At 67.1% G+C, this 15,850-nt stretch carries 19 protein-coding genes; 6 read left to right on the top strand and 13 right to left on the bottom strand.

The window, feature by feature from the left end:
- Positions 1 to 8: 8 nt before the first annotated feature.
- The gene (locus BKG60_RS23080) at positions 9 to 842 is read right to left on the bottom strand and encodes a class I SAM-dependent methyltransferase (RefSeq protein WP_070188500.1); all 834 of its coding nucleotides are present in this window, start codon (positions 840 to 842) and stop codon (positions 9 to 11) included.
- Between the two features lie 105 nt (positions 843 to 947).
- On the opposite strand from BKG60_RS23080, the gene otnI reads away from it, so the two are divergent.
- A complete protein-coding gene (gene otnI, locus BKG60_RS23075) occupies positions 948 to 1,733 on the top strand; it encodes a 2-oxo-tetronate isomerase (RefSeq protein ID WP_070188536.1) in 786 nt (261 codons plus the stop codon).
- A 4-nt stretch (positions 1,734 to 1,737) separates the two neighbouring features.
- On the opposite strand, the gene BKG60_RS23070 is transcribed toward otnI, so the two are convergent.
- From BKG60_RS23070 to BKG60_RS23060, 3 genes are read right to left on the bottom strand one after another with little or no spacing between them, the layout of a single operon-like run.
- Complete coding sequence (locus BKG60_RS23070; protein ID WP_070188501.1) at positions 1,738 to 2,253, bottom strand: DUF1697 domain-containing protein; 516 nt, start codon at positions 2,251 to 2,253, stop codon at positions 1,738 to 1,740.
- 21 nt (positions 2,254 to 2,274) lie between these two features.
- Positions 2,275 to 3,240 carry an alpha/beta hydrolase family protein gene (locus tag BKG60_RS23065; protein WP_070188502.1) on the bottom strand — a complete coding sequence of 322 codons (966 nt, stop codon included), beginning with the start codon at positions 3,238 to 3,240 and terminating at the stop codon, positions 2,275 to 2,277.
- A 20-nt stretch (positions 3,241 to 3,260) separates the two neighbouring features.
- Positions 3,261 to 4,091, bottom strand: a complete 831-nt coding sequence (locus BKG60_RS23060; protein WP_070188503.1) for a class I SAM-dependent methyltransferase — start codon at positions 4,089 to 4,091, stop codon at positions 3,261 to 3,263.
- Between the two features lie 31 nt (positions 4,092 to 4,122).
- Between BKG60_RS23060 and BKG60_RS23055 the strand changes: the two genes are divergently transcribed.
- The 3 genes from BKG60_RS23055 to BKG60_RS23050 all read left to right on the top strand — a co-directional run bounded on the left by BKG60_RS23055 (position 4,123) and on the right by BKG60_RS23050 (position 5,847).
- Positions 4,123 to 4,566, top strand: coding sequence for a PPOX class F420-dependent oxidoreductase (locus tag BKG60_RS23055; RefSeq protein WP_070188504.1), 444 nt, complete (start codon positions 4,123 to 4,125; stop codon positions 4,564 to 4,566).
- Between the two features lie 43 nt (positions 4,567 to 4,609).
- Positions 4,610 to 4,780, top strand: a complete 171-nt coding sequence (locus tag BKG60_RS31585) for a DUF5302 domain-containing protein (protein ID WP_088305096.1) — start codon at positions 4,610 to 4,612, stop codon at positions 4,778 to 4,780.
- Positions 4,781 to 4,911: 131 nt separating this feature from the next.
- Positions 4,912 to 5,847: a type IV toxin-antitoxin system AbiEi family antitoxin domain-containing protein gene (locus BKG60_RS23050; RefSeq protein WP_070945553.1), complete on the top strand. Its 936-nt coding sequence runs from the start codon at positions 4,912 to 4,914 to the stop codon at positions 5,845 to 5,847.
- On the opposite strand, the gene BKG60_RS23045 is transcribed toward BKG60_RS23050, so the two are convergent.
- The 9 genes from BKG60_RS23045 to BKG60_RS23005 all read right to left on the bottom strand — a co-directional run bounded on the left by BKG60_RS23045 (position 5,822) and on the right by BKG60_RS23005 (position 14,965).
- The gene (locus BKG60_RS23045) at positions 5,822 to 7,174 is read right to left on the bottom strand and encodes an acyltransferase family protein (RefSeq protein ID WP_070945552.1); all 1,353 of its coding nucleotides are present in this window, start codon (positions 7,172 to 7,174) and stop codon (positions 5,822 to 5,824) included. The two genes, BKG60_RS23050 and BKG60_RS23045, sit on opposite strands and share 26 nt — an antisense overlap.
- 35 nt (positions 7,175 to 7,209) lie before the next feature.
- On the bottom strand, positions 7,210 to 8,388 hold the full coding sequence (locus BKG60_RS23040) for an MFS transporter (RefSeq protein ID WP_371725705.1): 1,179 nt from the start codon (positions 8,386 to 8,388) through the stop codon (positions 7,210 to 7,212).
- Between the two features lie 51 nt (positions 8,389 to 8,439).
- Positions 8,440 to 10,071, bottom strand: a complete 1,632-nt coding sequence (locus tag BKG60_RS23035) for a solute symporter family protein (RefSeq protein ID WP_070188508.1) — start codon at positions 10,069 to 10,071, stop codon at positions 8,440 to 8,442.
- Complete coding sequence (locus BKG60_RS23030; RefSeq protein ID WP_070188509.1) at positions 10,068 to 10,412, bottom strand: DUF485 domain-containing protein; 345 nt, start codon at positions 10,410 to 10,412, stop codon at positions 10,068 to 10,070. Before BKG60_RS23030 ends, BKG60_RS23035 begins: the two co-directional genes overlap by 4 nt.
- 147 nt (positions 10,413 to 10,559) lie before the next feature.
- Positions 10,560 to 12,290 (bottom strand): sodium/solute symporter, encoded by a 1,731-nt coding sequence (locus BKG60_RS23025; protein ID WP_070188510.1) that lies wholly within the window; start codon positions 12,288 to 12,290, stop codon positions 10,560 to 10,562.
- Positions 12,287 to 12,655, bottom strand: coding sequence for a hypothetical protein (locus BKG60_RS23020; protein WP_075910057.1), 369 nt, complete (start codon positions 12,653 to 12,655; stop codon positions 12,287 to 12,289). Before BKG60_RS23020 ends, BKG60_RS23025 begins: the two co-directional genes overlap by 4 nt.
- Positions 12,648 to 13,445, bottom strand: a complete 798-nt coding sequence (locus tag BKG60_RS23015; RefSeq protein ID WP_075910056.1) for a LytR/AlgR family response regulator transcription factor — start codon at positions 13,443 to 13,445, stop codon at positions 12,648 to 12,650. The genes BKG60_RS23020 and BKG60_RS23015 overlap by 8 nt, the downstream gene beginning before the upstream one ends.
- Positions 13,442 to 14,176, bottom strand: a complete 735-nt coding sequence (locus tag BKG60_RS32860; RefSeq protein WP_374243452.1) for a sensor histidine kinase — start codon at positions 14,174 to 14,176, stop codon at positions 13,442 to 13,444. The genes BKG60_RS23015 and BKG60_RS32860 overlap by 4 nt, the downstream gene beginning before the upstream one ends.
- 486 nt (positions 14,177 to 14,662) lie before the next feature.
- Positions 14,663 to 14,965 (bottom strand): DUF732 domain-containing protein, encoded by a 303-nt coding sequence (locus BKG60_RS23005; protein ID WP_070188514.1) that lies wholly within the window; start codon positions 14,963 to 14,965, stop codon positions 14,663 to 14,665.
- Between the two features lie 91 nt (positions 14,966 to 15,056).
- Between BKG60_RS23005 and BKG60_RS23000 the strand changes: the two genes are divergently transcribed.
- Together BKG60_RS23000 and BKG60_RS22995 are read left to right on the top strand one after the other, a co-directional pair.
- Positions 15,057 to 15,644, top strand: coding sequence for an HhH-GPD-type base excision DNA repair protein (locus BKG60_RS23000; RefSeq protein WP_070945549.1), 588 nt, complete (start codon positions 15,057 to 15,059; stop codon positions 15,642 to 15,644).
- A 45-nt stretch (positions 15,645 to 15,689) separates the two neighbouring features.
- Positions 15,690 to 15,839 carry a DUF1059 domain-containing protein gene (locus BKG60_RS22995; RefSeq protein WP_003882209.1) on the top strand — a complete coding sequence of 50 codons (150 nt, stop codon included), beginning with the start codon at positions 15,690 to 15,692 and terminating at the stop codon, positions 15,837 to 15,839.
- Positions 15,840 to 15,850 lie beyond the last annotated feature (11 nt).

Raw genomic sequence — 15,850 nt, 5'->3', positions numbered from 1 at the left:
GGCGGGCGCTACCCGAATTCCAGCAGCCCGGACACCGGGCGCACAGGGTCGAAGATCGGCAGGTGCTGTGCCTGCAGGAGGGCGTTCAAGACCCGGCCCCGGCCGGGCGGCATCGGCAGATCGTGCACCGCCGTGACCCCCGGAACGGTGTTGACCAGATCGGCCAGTTCTGCGGGCGACAGGCTGAACGGCATGGGCGGTACCCGGTAGCGCATCGATGTCGGCATACCTTTGCGGGTCAAGAAAGCGAAGAACGCAGGCGGCAGGTCGAACAACATCTGCCCTCCCGGAAAGCGTTGCGCGCAGGCGCGGATCAGCGACATCGATTCCTCGGGCTGCAGGTACATCAACAGGCCCTCGGCGGTGATGAACACTCCGTCGCCGGTGTCGACATGGTCCATCCAGCTGAAGTCCAGCGCCGACTGGGCGCACTGGGTGACCCGGTCCGGCTTGGGCAGCAACTTGTTGCGGAACTCGATCATCGGCTCCAGATCGACCGACAACCAACGGAACTCATGTCCCAGTCCGGCGGCGTCAAGCCGGTAGAAGCTGGTCTGCAGTCCTTCGGCCAATGCCACCACCGTGGCCTTCGGATGGGTGCGCAGGTAGCTGGAGGTCATCCGGTCGAACAGCAACGCCCGCAAGGCCATGTCCTGGCGGCGGGTGTAGCCGAACTTGGCGAAGTCGAAGTCGATCGAATCGACCAGTTGCACCGCCACCGGATCCTCGATCAGGCCGTCCGGACGGCGCGCCTCGTGCGCACGCACCTGCAGGGTCAGCAATGCCGTCTCGGCAACACCCGTGAGCGCGTCGCCGCTCACTTTGGCTGAGCTATCCGTCATTGCCGCGAATGTACCTGTGTTCAGCCGGGGGCGTCCGGCGACCGTCGGCCGGCACACGCGAAGATGGCGTCAACCGCTGCCCGGATCAGCTGGAAGGAGCCTGCCGTGCCACGCTTTGCGGCCAACCTCTCCATGATGTACGTCGAACATGCCTTTCCCGATCGGTTCGCTGCCGCGGCGGCCGACGGTTTCACGGCGGTGGAGTACCTGTTCCCGTACGCCCACCCGGCCCAGCAGCTGCGCGGGCTGCTTGCCGCCAACGGCCTACGTCAGGTTCTGTTCAACGCGCCACCGGGGGATTTCGAGTCCGGCGAACGTGGCATCGCCTCGCTTCCGGGCCGCGAGGCCGAGTTTCGTGATGGTTTTCGGCGCGCTCTGCACTATGCCGAGGTTCTGGACTGCCCACGGGTACACGTGATGGCGGGTATCGCTGAGGGGGCGGCCCAGCGAGCGGACCGCATCGCGGTGTACCGCGCCAACCTCGGCTGGGCGGCCGCAGAGGCCGCCGGTGCCGGCATCGAGGTGATGATCGAACCGATCAACCAGCGCGACATGCCTGGATACCTGTTGAGCTTTCAGGACGATGCGCACCGGATCGTCGAGGAGGTCGGGGCGCCGAATCTCAAGGTCCAACTGGACCTGTACCACTGTCAGATCACCGAGGGCGACGTGACGGTCCGGCTCCGGTCGGATATCCCGACGGGCCGGGTAGGGCACCTGCAGATCGCCGGGGTTCCCGACCGGCACGAACCCGACAGCGGTGAGTTGGCGATCGACCACCTGCTGGCCGTGATCGATGAGACCGGTTTCGACGGCTGGGTGGGCTGTGAGTACCGACCGGCTGCGGGCACCAGTGAGGGGTTGGGGTGGATGCGCGGGATGCGCGGATGACGCGTCAGCGCAACACTTTCTCCAGCGTGCGCAGATTCCTTGTCGTCGTCGACGGTTTGTAGCGTTTCTTGCCCATGGTCTTGCCGATCGCGCTGTCCAGTGTGGCGGCCCGCGGGACCTGCCAATAGAGCACGCCATCGCCGCGCTGCACCAATTCATCGGGGCCCGGGTTCAGGGCCGCGAGCTCGTCGAGCAACTCGCTGTCACTGACGAACGTGACGTAGGAGTGGTGATCGGGGACCTCGCGCTCGAACGGGTAGCCCTCCGAGATCTTCTTCAGGGTGGCAAGGTCGTAGACCAACACCCATGCCTCGTAGCCGAAGGCGTCCCGCAGCGCACGCTCGGCCGTGGTCCGGACCTTGGCGGCTTTGGAAGTGCTGTCCAGCAAGACGTTTCCGCTCGCCAGGATGGTCTTGACTTCGGTGAACCCGGCGGCCTCCATGGCCTTCGCCACCTCGGCCATCTTGAGGTTCACGCCTCCGACGTTGACGCCTCGCAAGAACGCGATGTACCGGGTCACGGTTCCAGACTAAACACTCACTCATTTCACCGGCAGCTGATCCGGTTGGGCCCTCGAAGTGGCGGTGATGAGGCGCAGCACCTCTCGGAAGTTGGGGGAGCGGGTGGACACGATCGACGTGTGATTTTCGCCGGGCAGCAAGACGAGGCCGGCCTGGCCGCCGAGTTTCTTGAGCGCCGCGACGTAGCGCCGCGAATTGGCCGGCGCCACAACGGTGTCGAGTGTTCCGTGGACGGCGATCACCGGCACTCTCGGGTCGAGGTTCTGGATCGGATCCACCGAGGCGTATCGCTGCGGCACCTCGGAGGGGCGCCCGCCGAGCACCGCCGCGATGTGTTTGTCGCCGTGGTTGGCCGCGTAGACCATGTCGAGCGGGCCGGCCAGTGAGATGACCCGGGTCGGCCGGAAGATCGGCCGGGATCCGACTTCGTCACCGTGCAGGTCGTGGCGGGTGCTGGCCCACACGGCCAGCTGGGCTCCGGCGCTGTGGCCGACCACGAGCGCGTCGTCGACCGCCAGCTGCGGGTATCGCAGGTTCACCTGCGCGACATAGTCCATCGCACGAGCCACATCGGCGAACGTCGTCGGCCAACCACCGCCGGAGCCCACCCGCCGGTACTCGATGTTGTAGACGGCCATGCCGCGACTGGTGAGCTCGCGGGCCAATCCGTCGAACACCCCGGCGCCCATCGTGCTCTTCCAGCCGCCGCCATGGATGAGCACCACGAGCGGGACCGAATTGAACGCGTGCGTACCAGAGGGCAGGTACAAGTCGGCCCAGTTCTGGTCGGGGTACCTTCCGCCCGCCCGCGCCTCGGGTAGGTAGTGGAACCGGGTGACGCTGAACTTGGGCTGGGTGAGCGCCTCGGGCACCACCTCGATCTGAGCGGTCCTGGTTTCCGTGGCGGTCGGCGTCGCGCAGGAGGTGACGCCGGCAACGAGCAGCGCGGCGCACACCGTCGGCAGGCGTCGGTTGAGCAGTGCCATGGGTTTCCAGAACCGGCCCGTCAGAAGTCCAGCGCGGTGATGGACGGGCGGATGCGGTGGATCAGGTCGATGCGGTCCAGCCACGGCGCGGCGGCGAGCTTGAACAGGCCGCGTCCGGGTTGCAGCGGCACGTCGCGGGCCGAGCGCACGCCGGCGATGGCGCCCGGTCCCGTCCCGGCCATCGCCAGACCCTCGTCCGCGGTGAGGGCGAAGGGCATGGGTGGCGCGATGTAGCGGTCGGACAGACGCAAGCCCTTGATGGTGCGTCGGCTTGCCCAGTGCGGGATCGAGTCGAACACCATCCGGCCGCCGGGAAACCGCGCCGCACAGTCGGCGATCAGGCTGCGCACATCGTCGGGCTCCAGGTACATCAGCAGGCCCTCGGCGGTGATGAACACGCCGTGGCTGGCGTCCACCCGGTCCATCCAGCTGCGGTCGAGCGCGGACTGAGCGATGTTGACGATGCGGTCATCGGAGGGAAGGAGGCGTTCCCGAATAGCCATCACCGGCGGTAGATCGACCGAATACCAGGTCAGTTCGTCGGCCACGCCGGCTTGATCGAGCCGCCAGAAACTGGTCTGCAAACCTTCGGCGAGCGCCACCACCGCGGCCTTCGGATGCGTGGCGAGGTAGTCGCGGGTCTCGACGTCGAATGCGCGGTCCCGCAGGGCATGGGCCTGGGTCGATCTGCCGAACTTGCGGTAATCGAAGTCGATCGCGTCGAACAGTGCCACTGCCCACGGGTCGCGGATCACGCCGTCGGAACGTTTGGCCTCGATACCGCGATTGCTCAGGGTCCACAACGTGGTCTCCGAGACGCCCTCGAGGATGTTGCCGTCAATCACGCTCATCGAACCGATGGTAAAGACGTACGCTCGTCTCATGGGGCGCCAGGTTTTCGACGACAAGCTTTTGGCCTTGATCGGCGGCAACTCGATGGGAGTTCTTGCGACGATCAAACAGGACGGTCGTCCGCAGCTGTCCAATGTCTCCTACTACTTCGACCCGCGTGCAGTGCAGATCCAGGTTTCGATCACCGAACCGCGGGCCAAGACCCGCAATCTGCGGCGGGATCCGCGTGCGTCCGTTCATGTCAGCTCCGACGACGGGTGGTCCTATGCGGTGGCCGAGGGCGATGCGATCCTCACCCCGCCGGCTGCGGCGCCCGACGACGAGACGGTTGAGGGCCTCATTGCGTTGTACCGCAACATCGCCGGTGAACATCCGGATTGGGATGATTACCGGCGCGCCATGGTCGATGACCGCCGCGTGTTGCTGACGCTGCCGATCACGCACGTGTACGGGATGCCGCCGGGCCGGCGCTGAAACCGGATGACGTTCGCAGTGTTGCCGCGCTACGCTGCGGCGTATGGCTGACGACACACCGGAAGACGACAACAAGCGCAAATTCCGGGAGGCTCTGGAGCGCAAGAAGGCGCAGTCGTCGGGAGGCGCCGCGCACAAGGACGGCGGCCGCAATCAACCGCGGGCGCACGGTCCGGTGGAGAACCGGCGCGAGTTCCGTCGCAAGAGCGGTTAGACCGCCTACTCCGGATCAGCTATGCGGCGAATTGCAGTCAGTATCAAGCAGCAATTCGCCGCATAGAGGGTTATCCACAGGTCACTGAATTGCACTGGTGGCCGTTGCGCCGGTCGACGAGCATCGATGCGGTGGACGTAGGCGAGGTTCTTCGGCAGCAGGGCGGGGTGATCTCACGCCGGCAGGCCTTGGATGCAGGTCTACTAGAGCATCAGATTCGGCGGTTGCTCAGGCGAAACGAGTGGGCGCCGGTGCATGCGGGCGTATATGTCGATCACACCGGCCCGTTGACGTGGTCGCAACGGGCCTGGGCTGCAGTGCTTTACGCAGCTCCGGCGGCGCTGTGCTTTGAGTCCGCGCTGGGAGATCAAGGGTCGCCGATCCACGTCGCCGTGGCGCGGCAGCGGTCGACATGGGCCGAACCGGCTGGAGTCCGCATTCACCGGGTCGCACACCTGGAGGAGCGGGTGCTGTGGAACGTCGGCCCGCCGCGGATGCGGTTCGAGGAAGCCGCACTCGACGTCGCGTGCCGTGCCGCGTCGGATCTGGACGTCATCGCCGTCCTGGCCAACGCCTGCCAATCTCGGCGCACCACTGCGCGGAGGCTGCTGCAAACCCTCGACTCTCGCGGTCGGGTGCGGCGGCGCCGCTGGTTGCGGGAAGTGCTCGTCGACATCGCTGACGGTACGTGTTCGGTTCTTGAGCATGGCTATCTTGTTCGGGTCGAGCGGCCGCACGGTTTGCCGCGAGCTGCCCGTCAAAAGCGGTCGAAGTCGTTCGTCGGCGTCTGCTATCGCGACGCTGAATACGGCGACCGGCTCGTGGTCGAACTCGACGGCCGGTTGTTTCACGACTCGGCCAACCGGCGGGATGCGGACTTCGAGCGGGACCTGGATGCCGCCGTCGACGGCCGTTCGACCGTCAGGCTTTCCTACGGACAGGTTTTCGATCGGCCCTGTCAGACGGCGGGCAAGATCGCTGAGGTATTGCAGAGGCACGGGATCGGTGTATCCGGTCGCCCGTGCGGGCCGCAGTGCGGGTTCACTCGACTCGATCGTGTTGCTTAGGCATTCGCGTGGACGCCAGCACACGGGCCGCGACGAGTGCGGCCAGCATGGCCGCCACGCAGTACACGCCTTGGTCCTTCAAGCCCCAGGCCACCGAGGTGAGTGTCGCCGCGCCGGCCCCACACAGCAGCAGACCCACCGCCGCACTGCGGGCTCCGGTGCGCGTCACGGTGCCGCCGTCCCACAATGGCAGCGGGTTGTTCTCCAACGGCCGCAGCGCGGTGAACGCGATCGCAACAAGCCCGGCCATCAGCGCCAACTGCAGCACCGACAGAGCGACGAACCCGGGGGCCGACGGTTCGTAGCGGTCCAAGCCGAGGTAGTCGAACACCAGGTGCAGGCCCAGCAGCAGCGGCATGTGCCACAGGTACAGCGTCATCGCCCCGGAGTTGCCGATCGCGGTCAGCCACCACGCCCGAGGTCGCTGCGCCCACCGGTTGATGGCAGGGGCGGCGGCAATCGCGAACGCGCACATCATGATTGCGTGCCCGGCCAGCAACAGTGACGGCGGCGTCATGTTCTTCAGGTGCTGGGTCTCGATGCCGACCAGGCTCAGCTCGTAGGGGCCGAAGTACAGAAGTGCCAGGTTGACGCCGAGCATGCCGAGACCGATCTTGAGCGCGGCGCCGCTGGACAGCAGGTTGCGGCGGTAGGCGACGCCGAAGACGCCAGGGATCAACCACACCACGGTGTTCAGGTAGCCCAGCGAGGCGTAGCCGTCCATGTTGATGCGGACCGCGTCGACGGCGGCGATGAACGCGTAGGTGCCGATGATCGCTCCGGCCATCTGCGCGGTCGTGGTGATGCGCGCCAGCAGCGGCACGGCCGCCAGCACCAGGACGTAGGCGCCGAGGAACCACAGCAGCTGGATGGAGATGCCGGCGACGGGCTCATAGACATGTTCGGGCAGCACGTACCGCAGGCCCGCCAGTGCGACGGTCCAGAAGGCCAGGTAGTAGAAGACCGGCCGGTAGAGCCGCGTGCAACGCTTGAGCAGCCAGCCGCCCCAGGACTGGCCCGGCTGCCAGGACTGCACGGAGGCGGCGACGCCGGCGAAAAAGAACAGCGGCATGATCTGGAACACCCAGGTCAGCGCTTGGAACACGGTGGATTCAGTGAGCAGGTTGCTCCAGATGAACACATCGTCGCGGATCGTGCTGGTGGCCATGATGGTGTGGCCGAACACCACACCGATCAGCGAGGCGATCCGGATGACGTCGAGGGCGCGGTCCCGGCCGGCGGGCGTCTGGGCTTCGACCTCGGCGGGGGACGGGAACAGCCCTCTCGCCGGGCCAGTCTTGGCAGCTGTGTCAGCAGCAACGGTCATGCCTGGAACGCTATGGCCCCGCGGCCGCCTAGTCCCTAGGTAGAAGCACTTATCTTCTCCCGGTTCTCCGCGACCAGGATCGCGGTCAGGCAGATCGCGGCCAGCACTGCGACCGCGATCGCGAAGGTGATGCCCGCGCTGCGCAGGCCCAGCGATTGAGCGGCCAGGCCCTCGCCGATCACCGGAAGCGAGATGGCCACATAGGCGACGACGAAGTACGTGGAGCTGACCTCGGCGCGCCGCTGGGCCGGGGCGCGCTCGACGACTGCGGCCAGGCCCCGGCTGAAGCTCATGCCCTGTCCGACACCGGATACCACTGCCGCTGCGATCAGGCCTGGAAGCGAGGAAAAGTACAGTGCCGCAGTCAGAATCATCATGCCCGCGATCAGCAGCCCACACCCGACCGCCACGGCCCGCTCGGCGGCCATTCGATTCGCGGCGACCTGGGTCAGTGCCGAGGCGGCGAAGATCGAGCAGGCGATCGCGCCCGCGACCGCGTGGTTGTCGATGCCGATCACGTTGGACAGAAACGACGGTGCGACGGCCGTGAACAGGCCCGTGACGGCGAATCCGGCGAACGCGGCCAGCGCTGCGATGACGAACACCGTCCGCACCTCAGTCGGGACCGACAGGCGTTGCAACCCGATCCGGCCGGTGCGGGCCGAGGTTTCCGGGACAACGAGCACCGCGAGCCCGGCCAGCAGGGCGAGTCCGATGTGCACCAGGAAGGGCAGATGAAGGGGTTGCGGCGCGTATTGCACCAACAGCCCGGCCAGCAGCGGGCCCGCGCCCAAACCGCCGATATTGGCCACCGTGGCCACCGCCGCGGCCCGGTTCTTCCAGGCCTGAGGGGCGGCTTCGATGACGGCCGCGGTGGCGGTGCCGGTGAAAAGGCCGGCCGACAGACCGGACAGCACCCGTCCGATCAGCAGCAGCGGCACGGAGTCGGCGAGCAGGAACACCACCGCGCTGGCCAGTGCCGACGCCACACCGGCCAGCAGCATCGGCCGTCGGCCGACCGCGTCGGACCAACGGCCGAACACCAGGAGCGCGAACAGCACGCCCCCGGCATAGGTGGCGTAGATGACCGTCGTGGTCAGCACCGCGAAATGCATGTGGTCGGCGTAGAGCGCATACATCGGCGTGGGCAGGGTGGTGCCCACCATGATCGCGGCGAACGCGTAGGCGAGCAGCGGAAACGAGTATCGGCGCACGCTGAATGGTAGCGGCGGGGCCCGATCCGTTATTCCGCCGAACGGGGTGACCTAGTGAGCGACCGCCTTCTCGGCGCCCACCCCGGTCAGTGACCGCACCTCCATCTCGGCGTTCCGCTCGGCGTCTCCGGTGTCGGGGGAGGTGAGCGTGCCGATGATGCCGAGTGCGAAGGCCAGCGGGATGGACACGATGCCCGGGTTGGCCAGCGGGAAGTACGCGAAGTCCGCGCCGGGGATCATCGCGGTCTTGGACCCCGACACCGCGGGGGAGAACACGATCAGCACGATGGTCGAGATCAGGCCGCCGTACATGCTCCAGAGTGCGCCGCGGGTGTTGAACCGCTTCCAGTACAGCGAGTACAGAATGGTCGGCAGGTTGGCTGCGGCCGCGACGGCGAACGCCAGGGCTACCAGGAACGCGACGTTCTGACCGTTGGCCAGGATGCCCAACCCGATCGCGAACACGCCGAGCACCACCGCGGTGATCCGTGAGACGCGGACCTGCTCCTGCTCGGTCACCTTGTGGGACTTGAGGACTGAGGCGTAGATGTCGTGGGCGAAGGAAGCCGACGCCGTGATGGTCAGGCCGGCCACCACGGCGAGGATCGTCGCGAAGGCCACCGCCGAGATGACCCCGAGCAGGATCACCCCGCCGAGTTCGAACGCCAGCAGCGGGGCCGCGGAGTTCACGCCACCGGCTGCGCCGAGGATCCGGTCCGGGCCGACCAGCGCTGCCGCGCCGTAGCCGAGCACCAGGGTGAACAGGTAGAAGGCGCCGATCAGTGCGATGGCCCAAACCACTGAGCGCCGAGCCTCTTTCGCCGTCGGCACGGTGTAGAAACGCATCAGCACGTGCGGCAGGCCCGCGGTGCCGAGCACCAGCGCCAGCGCCAGCGAGATGAAGTTGATCTGTGAGGTGAGTGATCCGCCGTACTGCGCGCCCGGGGCCAGCACATCGCGGCTGGACACGCCCTTGGTGGTGGCCTCGGAGATCGCCGCTTGTGCTGAGCCGAGGATGTCGGAGAAGTTCAATCCGAACTTGCTCAGCACCATCACGGTCATCAGCGCGGCACCGGCGATCAGCAGGACGGCCTTGATGATCTGCACCCAGGTGGTGCCTTTCATGCCGCCCACCAGAACGTAGACGATCATCAGGATGCCGACGACGGCGATCACGATCGACTGCCCGGCCCGGCTGTTGACGTCGAGCAGCAGCGCGACCAGACCGCCGGCGCCGGCCATCTGGGCCAGCAGGTAGAACAGCGACACCGTCAACGTCGAGATGGCCGCGGCCAACCGTACCGGGCGTTGCTTGAGCCGGAAGCTCAACACATCAGCCATGGTGAATTTGCCGGTGTTGCGCAGTAATTCGGCCACCAGCAGCAGGGCCACCAGCCATGCGACCAGGAATCCGATGGAGTAGAGGAAGCCGTCGTAACCGTAGACGGCGATGGCCCCGGCGATGCCGAGGAAGCTGGCCGCCGACAGATAATCGCCGGCGATGGCGATGCCGTTCTGCGGGCCGGAGAAACCGCGGCCGCCGGTGAAGAACTCGTCGGCGGTGGCGTTGCGCTTGCTCGCCTTGATCACCACGATCATCGTGACGACGACGAACAGGCTGAAGATGCCGATGTTGGCTGCCGGGTTGCCGACGGTCTCGGCGGCGAGCGTGGTGGTGGTCATCGGGTGCCCTCCAGCTCTTCGCGAATGGCGGTGGCCCGCGGATCGAGCTCCCGGTTGGCGAAGCGCACGTACAGCCCGGTGATCAGGAACGTGGTGAGGAACTGGCCCAGACCGATCAGCAGGCCGACGTTGATGTTGCCGAACACCCGGATGGCCATGAAGTCGTGGGCGAACGCGCCGAGGGCGACGTAGAGGCCGTACCAGAGCAGGAAGAACGCCGTCATGGGAAAGACGAAGCGGCGCAACCTGGTACGCAGCTCCTGGAATTCGGGACTGGCCTGCATGGCGAGGAACTGCTCGCCGGTGGGGGCAACCCTCTCGGGAAGGTCGATTTCGGGCACCGAGGGCTCCTGACAGTTGGATGGGTGTCGGTTGGGAACTGAACCTAATTGAGAGGTGGGTCACACAGCAGCGGTATCGTCGTCGATACGCCGAATTCGGCCATCGCTGCGCTGAGCGGTCGGTCGCGGAGGCTGAGTGGCAGCCGGTCAGCCTGCGGGCACCCGCTCGACACCCAGGCCCAGGCGCTCCGGCACATGCATACGCGCGAAGATCTGCGCGACGCCGGGGGTGGGTCGGGTGAGCAGGCTGACGACGATCATCGTGAGGAAGGCGATCGGCACGCTCACCGCCGCCGGGTAACCCACCATCACCGCGGGCCATCCACCGAGCACCGCGTCGTCTACACCCCCGGTGATCTCCACGAGCACCGCGCCGCCGCACACGCATCCGCCCACCACGAGCCCGCAGGCCGCGCCGGCCGCCGTCAGGCCGCGCCACCAGATGCCCAGCACCAGCAGCGGGCACAGGGTGGACGCCGCCACGGCGAAGGCCAATCCGACGCTGCGTGACAACTCGAGCCCGGACACCAACAGTGACAACGGGATCGGGATCAGCCCGCCGGCCACCGCGGCGATCCGGAAGTCGCGGACCCGGCCGCGCAGCACATCGGTGGCCAGCGCGCCGGCGACGCTGATCAGCAGGCCCGAGGAGGTCGCCAGGAACGCTGCGATGGCGCCGGCTGCCACCAGGGCGGCCAGCAGTTGGCCGCCGATTCCGCCGACTGCTGCCCCAGGTGCCAAAAGCACTGCGGCGTCGGCAGTTCCGGTGATGAGAAGCTGGGGTACGTACAGCCGGGAGAACGCTCCGAGCAGGATCGGGAAGAAATAGAACACCGACAGCAGTGCCACCACGGCGAGCGCGGTGCGCCGGGCGGCCCGGCCGTCGGGATTGGTGTAGAACCGGACCAGCACGTGCGGCAGGCCCATGGTGCCCAGGAAGGTCGCGACGATGATCGACAACACCTGGTAGAGCGGGTGACCGCCGCCCAGGCCGCCACCGGAGGCGATCCACTCGCCGCCGGTGCCCGGGGTGCCGGCCACCACCGGGGTGGCTGCGCCGGCGGCCAGCGTCAAAGTGGTGCCCGCACCCAGGGCATGTTGCCCCGGTGCGGCGATCCTGGCGGAGTCGACGTGACGGCCGTCGAGATCGCCGGACACGGTGATGCCTGCCGGTTCGATCACCTGGACCATCACGTCGCTCTCGATCTTCACCGTGGTCTGCTGTTGCACGGTCGGCGGCAGGGGTCCGCCCAATTCGCCACGATCGCCGATGAACAGGCCGAGCAGAGCCAAGGCAGGGACCGCGACGGCGGTGAGCTTGAGCCAGTACTGGAAGGCTTGCACGAACGTGATCGACCGCATGCCGCCGGCCACCACGTTGGTGATGACAATCGCGGCTACCAGCAGCGGTCCGACCCAGACCGGAACGCCCAGAAGCGTTTTCAGGGCCAACCCGGCACCCTGATATTGCGGGGCCAGATAGAACAGACAGATCATCACGACGACGAGCATGGCCACCTTGCGCAAACGCGCCGAGCCGAGCCGGAATTCGGCGAAGTCCGGGACGGTGTAGGCCCCGGAACGGCGCAGCGGCGCCGCTACGAACAACAACACGCCCAGGTAGCCCGCAGTGAAACCCACCGGATACCACAGCGCGTCGGCGCCGTACTTCGCGATCAGCCCGGCTACGCCCAGAAAAGAGGCAGCGGAGAGGTATTCGCCGGAGATCGCCGCGGCGTTCCACTGCGGGCCGACGCTGCGGGAGGCGACCAGGAAGTCGGAGGTGGTGCGGGACAAACGGACTCCGTAGGCGCCGATGGCGATGGTGGCCACCACGGCGGCCAGCAGGGCGGCCGCGGTCAGCGGTGCGCCTGTCATGGTTCGCTGTCGACGACCCGGACGAAGTCCCGTTCGCCCTGTTCGGCGAGTCGTATGTACAGTCGTCCCACCCCGTACAGCAATGGGTAGAACAGTCCGGCGAGGATCAGCCAATTGAGCCGGATCCCGAATACGGTGAGCGCGGCCAGATCCGGCACCGCCGCATTGAGCAATACCAGCGCTACCACCACCGACACGAGGACCAGGGCCAGTCGCAGCGCCAGTCCGAGTTGGGTCCGCACCAGACCGCGGACGAGCGCGTCGCCCACCTGGGTCTGCTCGGCCACCTCGACCCGGGTCCGCACCATACGGGCGCCGCGACGGTGGGCGAGCACCACACGCTCACGCTGCGGGCGCTCACTCATCGTTGCCCGCCGGCTTGAGGGAGCGCATCGGCTCTCGGACCAATCGATCGCGCAGTTCACGCGCCTGGCGTCGGCTCACCGGAAGTTCCACGGCGGGGGAGGTCCCGTTGGCGCGTAGCCGCACCAGCACCGCGCCATCGGCCGTGCGCAGGCCGGTGACCTGCCGCAGGGACACCAGGTAGGACCGGTGGATGCGCTGGAAACCATGGTCGCGCCATCGGGTCTCCAAGGTACTCAACGGGATTCGTACCAAGTGTGCCCCGGTCGCCGAGTGCAGCCGGGCATAGTCGCCCTCGGCTTCCACCCAACCGATGCTGTCGCGAGGCACCAGGTGGGTGATGCCGCCCAGTTCGGCGGGGACCACGTCCCAGTCCTGGTCTTCGGACTGGGTTGGCCCGGCGGAGTCCGTGGTGGCCCGGGTCGCCGCTGAGGCGGCCCGGCGCACGGCCTCGTCGAGGCGGTTCTGCCGGATCGGTTTGAGCAGATAGTCGACGGCACCGACGTCGAAGGCGGCCACCGCTTTGTCTTCGTGAGCGGTCACGAACACCACCGCGGGCGGGTTTGCGTAATTGGCCAACACACCGGCCAATTCGATGCCCGACAACCCCGGCATGTTGATGTCGAGGAACACCGCGTCGATCGGGTGCTGGTTGAGTTCGCGTAGCGCCGAGGTCGCGTCGGAGGCGGTGTGCACCTCGCCGATGTCGGGGTGGCGCCCCAGCAGGTAGGCGAGTTCGTCGAGTGCGGGTGCCTCGTCGTCGACGGCGAGTACGGTCAGGTTGGCGCTCACCTGAAACCACCTCCGCCGGCTCGGATCCCTGAGCGGAACTTCGGCACGCGCATCACCACTTTCGTGCCCGCGCCGACCGCTGTCTCGACCACAAGACCGTAGTCGTTGCCGAACGCCGCGCGCAGCCGATGATCGACATTGGTCAGCCCGACATGGGCGGATTCGCCGGCGCGGTCGGCCAATGCGTCACCGGGCCCGGCGCGCAGTTTGTCCGGATCGATGCCTGCCCCGTCGTCCTCCACGGTGATCACGCATTCGGTGCCCGCGTCGCGTGCGACGATCTCCACCGATCCGCCGCCGTCGCCGGCCAGGCCGTGTCGCACCGCGTTCTCCACCAACGGTTGTAGCGCCAGGAACGGCACCACGACATTGAGCACCTCGGGGGCCACCTGCAGCTGCACCCGCAGGTTGGGGCCGAACCGGGCCCGCTCGAGGGTGAGGTAACGGTCGATGTTGCGCAGCTCGTCGGCCAGCGTGGTGTACTGCCCGGCCGCGCGGAACGAGTACCTGGTGAAGTCGGCGAATTCGAGGATCAGTTCACGGGCCCGGTCGGGGTCGGTGCGCACGAACGACGCAATTGTGTTGAGCGCGTTGTAGATGAAGTGCGGGCTGATCTGGGCTCGCAGCGCCAGCACCTCGGCCCGGTCCAGCCGGGCGCGCGACGCGTCGAGTTCGGCCAGTTCGATCTGGCTGGCCGCGTAACGGGCCACCTCGCCGACGGCGCCGAGCATGCCGGGGCCCGGGCTGGCCGGTGCCAGGACGACCAGGGCGCCGAGCACCTCACCACCCTCGGTCAGCAACGGCTGGGCCACCACCGCCGTCGCGCGTGCGGTGCGCAGGACCCGGCGTCCGGCGGTGATCGATTCCCGGGCGGTGTCCGCGCAGACTTCGACAGTGTCCGGCCGCCAGATCGCGTCGTCATCGTCGTCGCGCGCCAGCAGCTCCGCGTCCTCGTCGTACAGGGCCAGCCCTGCGGTGCCGGTCAATTCACGCAGGTAGGGCGCGGCGGTCTGGGCGGATTCGGTGTTCAGGCCCTGGCGCAGCGCGCGGGCCGCCTGAGCCGCGGTGTGCAGCGCGGCATGCACCGCACGTTCGGTGGGAGTGGCCACCACCTTTCGGGTGCGCACCACGACGACGGCAGCGACCGCCGCCAGGACCAGCGCCACGGCCAGCGCGACTGCAAACTCGCCGGACATCGTGCGCCAACTCTAAACCGCCTATTGAACGGGGCAGGCGTACTTTCTGGCCACGTCGTACACCCGCTGCTCCGCACCGGGACCGATAACGCCTTGGGCAGCCAGTTCCAAGCTGATGTATCCCGGTATGCCGCCCATACACGCCTGGTGGGCGACGCGCCACGCGGTGTCCGGATTCAAGTGGAATCCATTGCGATCCAGGCCCTGCATGTAGTTGTCGAACTCCGGCGTGCCCTGGTCTGGGATCGCGTTGGCAGTGGCGGCCAAGGCAAGCGCGGTAACCACCGCTGCAAAAAGGGGTGCAACGACGCGTCTCATGTCCATCTCCTATGGGCACCTCACCGGGTATCGCGTACACATTCGCACATTGCACCGACACAGACGTCAAAAACGTGTCGGGTTCTAGACTGGCGACGTGGGAAAACTGCAGCTAGTCCAAGACCCCGAGGCCGACGCCCTGCTGGAGTCCAACCCGTTCGCGCTCTTGGTCGGGATGTTGTTGGATCAGCAGATTCCGATGGAGACGGCGTTCGCCGGGCCCAAGAAGATCGCCGACCGCCTCGGTGCCGTCGACGCCCGAGAGATCGCCGATCACAACCCCGACGAGTTCATCGCACTGGTGTCGCAAACCCCTGCCATCCACCGGTTTCCGGGGTCGATGGGCAAGCGGGTGCAGGATCTGGCCCGGGCCATCGTCGACGAATACGACGGCGACGTGACAGCACTGTGGACCGGTGGCGACCCCGACGGCAAAGAAGTGCTGCGCCGGCTCAAGCGCCTGCCCGGGTTCGGTGACCAGAAAGCCCGGATCTTCTTGGCACTGTTGGGCAAGCAGTACGGAGTGACGCCGGAGGGCTGGCGCGAGGCCGCGGGTGATTACGGAGCCGCGGGCAGCTACATGTCGGTGGCCGACGTGGTGGATCCCGGGTCGTTGCAGAAGGTCCGCACGTACAAGAAGCAGATGAAGGCCGCCGCCAAAGAAGCCAAGACCGCCAAGTCTTGACCTACTCGGGGTTGCAAGCTGGGCTACCTATGCGATGGTGAACATATGGCGAAGACACATCTGAACTGCCCGTGTGGGGAAGCGATCAGCGGCACCGATGAAGACGACCTGGTCGAGAAGGCTCAGGCACATCTGGCTCAGCAGCACCCCGGGCGTGAGTACGACCGCGAGATGATCCTGTTCATGGCCTACTGAGGCCGCCAACG

This window comes from Mycobacterium syngnathidarum, assembly GCF_001942625.1.
Lineage (GTDB): Bacteria > Actinomycetota > Actinomycetes > Mycobacteriales > Mycobacteriaceae > Mycobacterium > Mycobacterium syngnathidarum.
Note: the sequence above shows the minus strand (reverse complement) of the source record. Positions and strands in the feature narration are given on the sequence as shown.

Excerpts from the sequence above, each read along its gene's own strand:
- BKG60_RS23080 (WP_070188500.1), bottom strand. The coding sequence starts at position 842 with ATGACGGATAGCTCAGCCAAAGTGAGCGGCGACGCGCTCACGGGTGTT.
- BKG60_RS23065 (WP_070188502.1), bottom strand. The coding sequence starts at position 3,240 with ATGGCACTGCTCAACCGACGCCTGCCGACGGTGTGCGCCGCGCTGCTC.
- BKG60_RS23060 (WP_070188503.1), bottom strand. The coding sequence starts at position 4,091 with ATGAGCGTGATTGACGGCAACATCCTCGAGGGCGTCTCGGAGACCACG.
- BKG60_RS23055 (WP_070188504.1), top strand. The coding sequence starts at position 4,123 with ATGGGGCGCCAGGTTTTCGACGACAAGCTTTTGGCCTTGATCGGCGGC.
- BKG60_RS31585 (WP_088305096.1), top strand. The coding sequence starts at position 4,610 with ATGGCTGACGACACACCGGAAGACGACAACAAGCGCAAATTCCGGGAG.
- BKG60_RS23045 (WP_070945552.1), bottom strand. The coding sequence starts at position 7,174 with ATGACCGTTGCTGCTGACACAGCTGCCAAGACTGGCCCGGCGAGAGGG.
- BKG60_RS23035 (WP_070188508.1), bottom strand. The coding sequence starts at position 10,071 with ATGACCACCACCACGCTCGCCGCCGAGACCGTCGGCAACCCGGCAGCC.
- BKG60_RS23025 (WP_070188510.1), bottom strand. The coding sequence starts at position 12,290 with ATGACAGGCGCACCGCTGACCGCGGCCGCCCTGCTGGCCGCCGTGGTG.
- BKG60_RS23020 (WP_075910057.1), bottom strand. The coding sequence starts at position 12,655 with ATGAGTGAGCGCCCGCAGCGTGAGCGTGTGGTGCTCGCCCACCGTCGC.
- BKG60_RS32860 (WP_374243452.1), bottom strand. The coding sequence starts at position 14,176 with ATGCTCGGCGCCGTCGGCGAGGTGGCCCGTTACGCGGCCAGCCAGATC.
- BKG60_RS23005 (WP_070188514.1), bottom strand. The coding sequence starts at position 14,965 with ATGGACATGAGACGCGTCGTTGCACCCCTTTTTGCAGCGGTGGTTACC.
- BKG60_RS22995 (WP_003882209.1), top strand. The coding sequence starts at position 15,690 with ATGGCGAAGACACATCTGAACTGCCCGTGTGGGGAAGCGATCAGCGGC.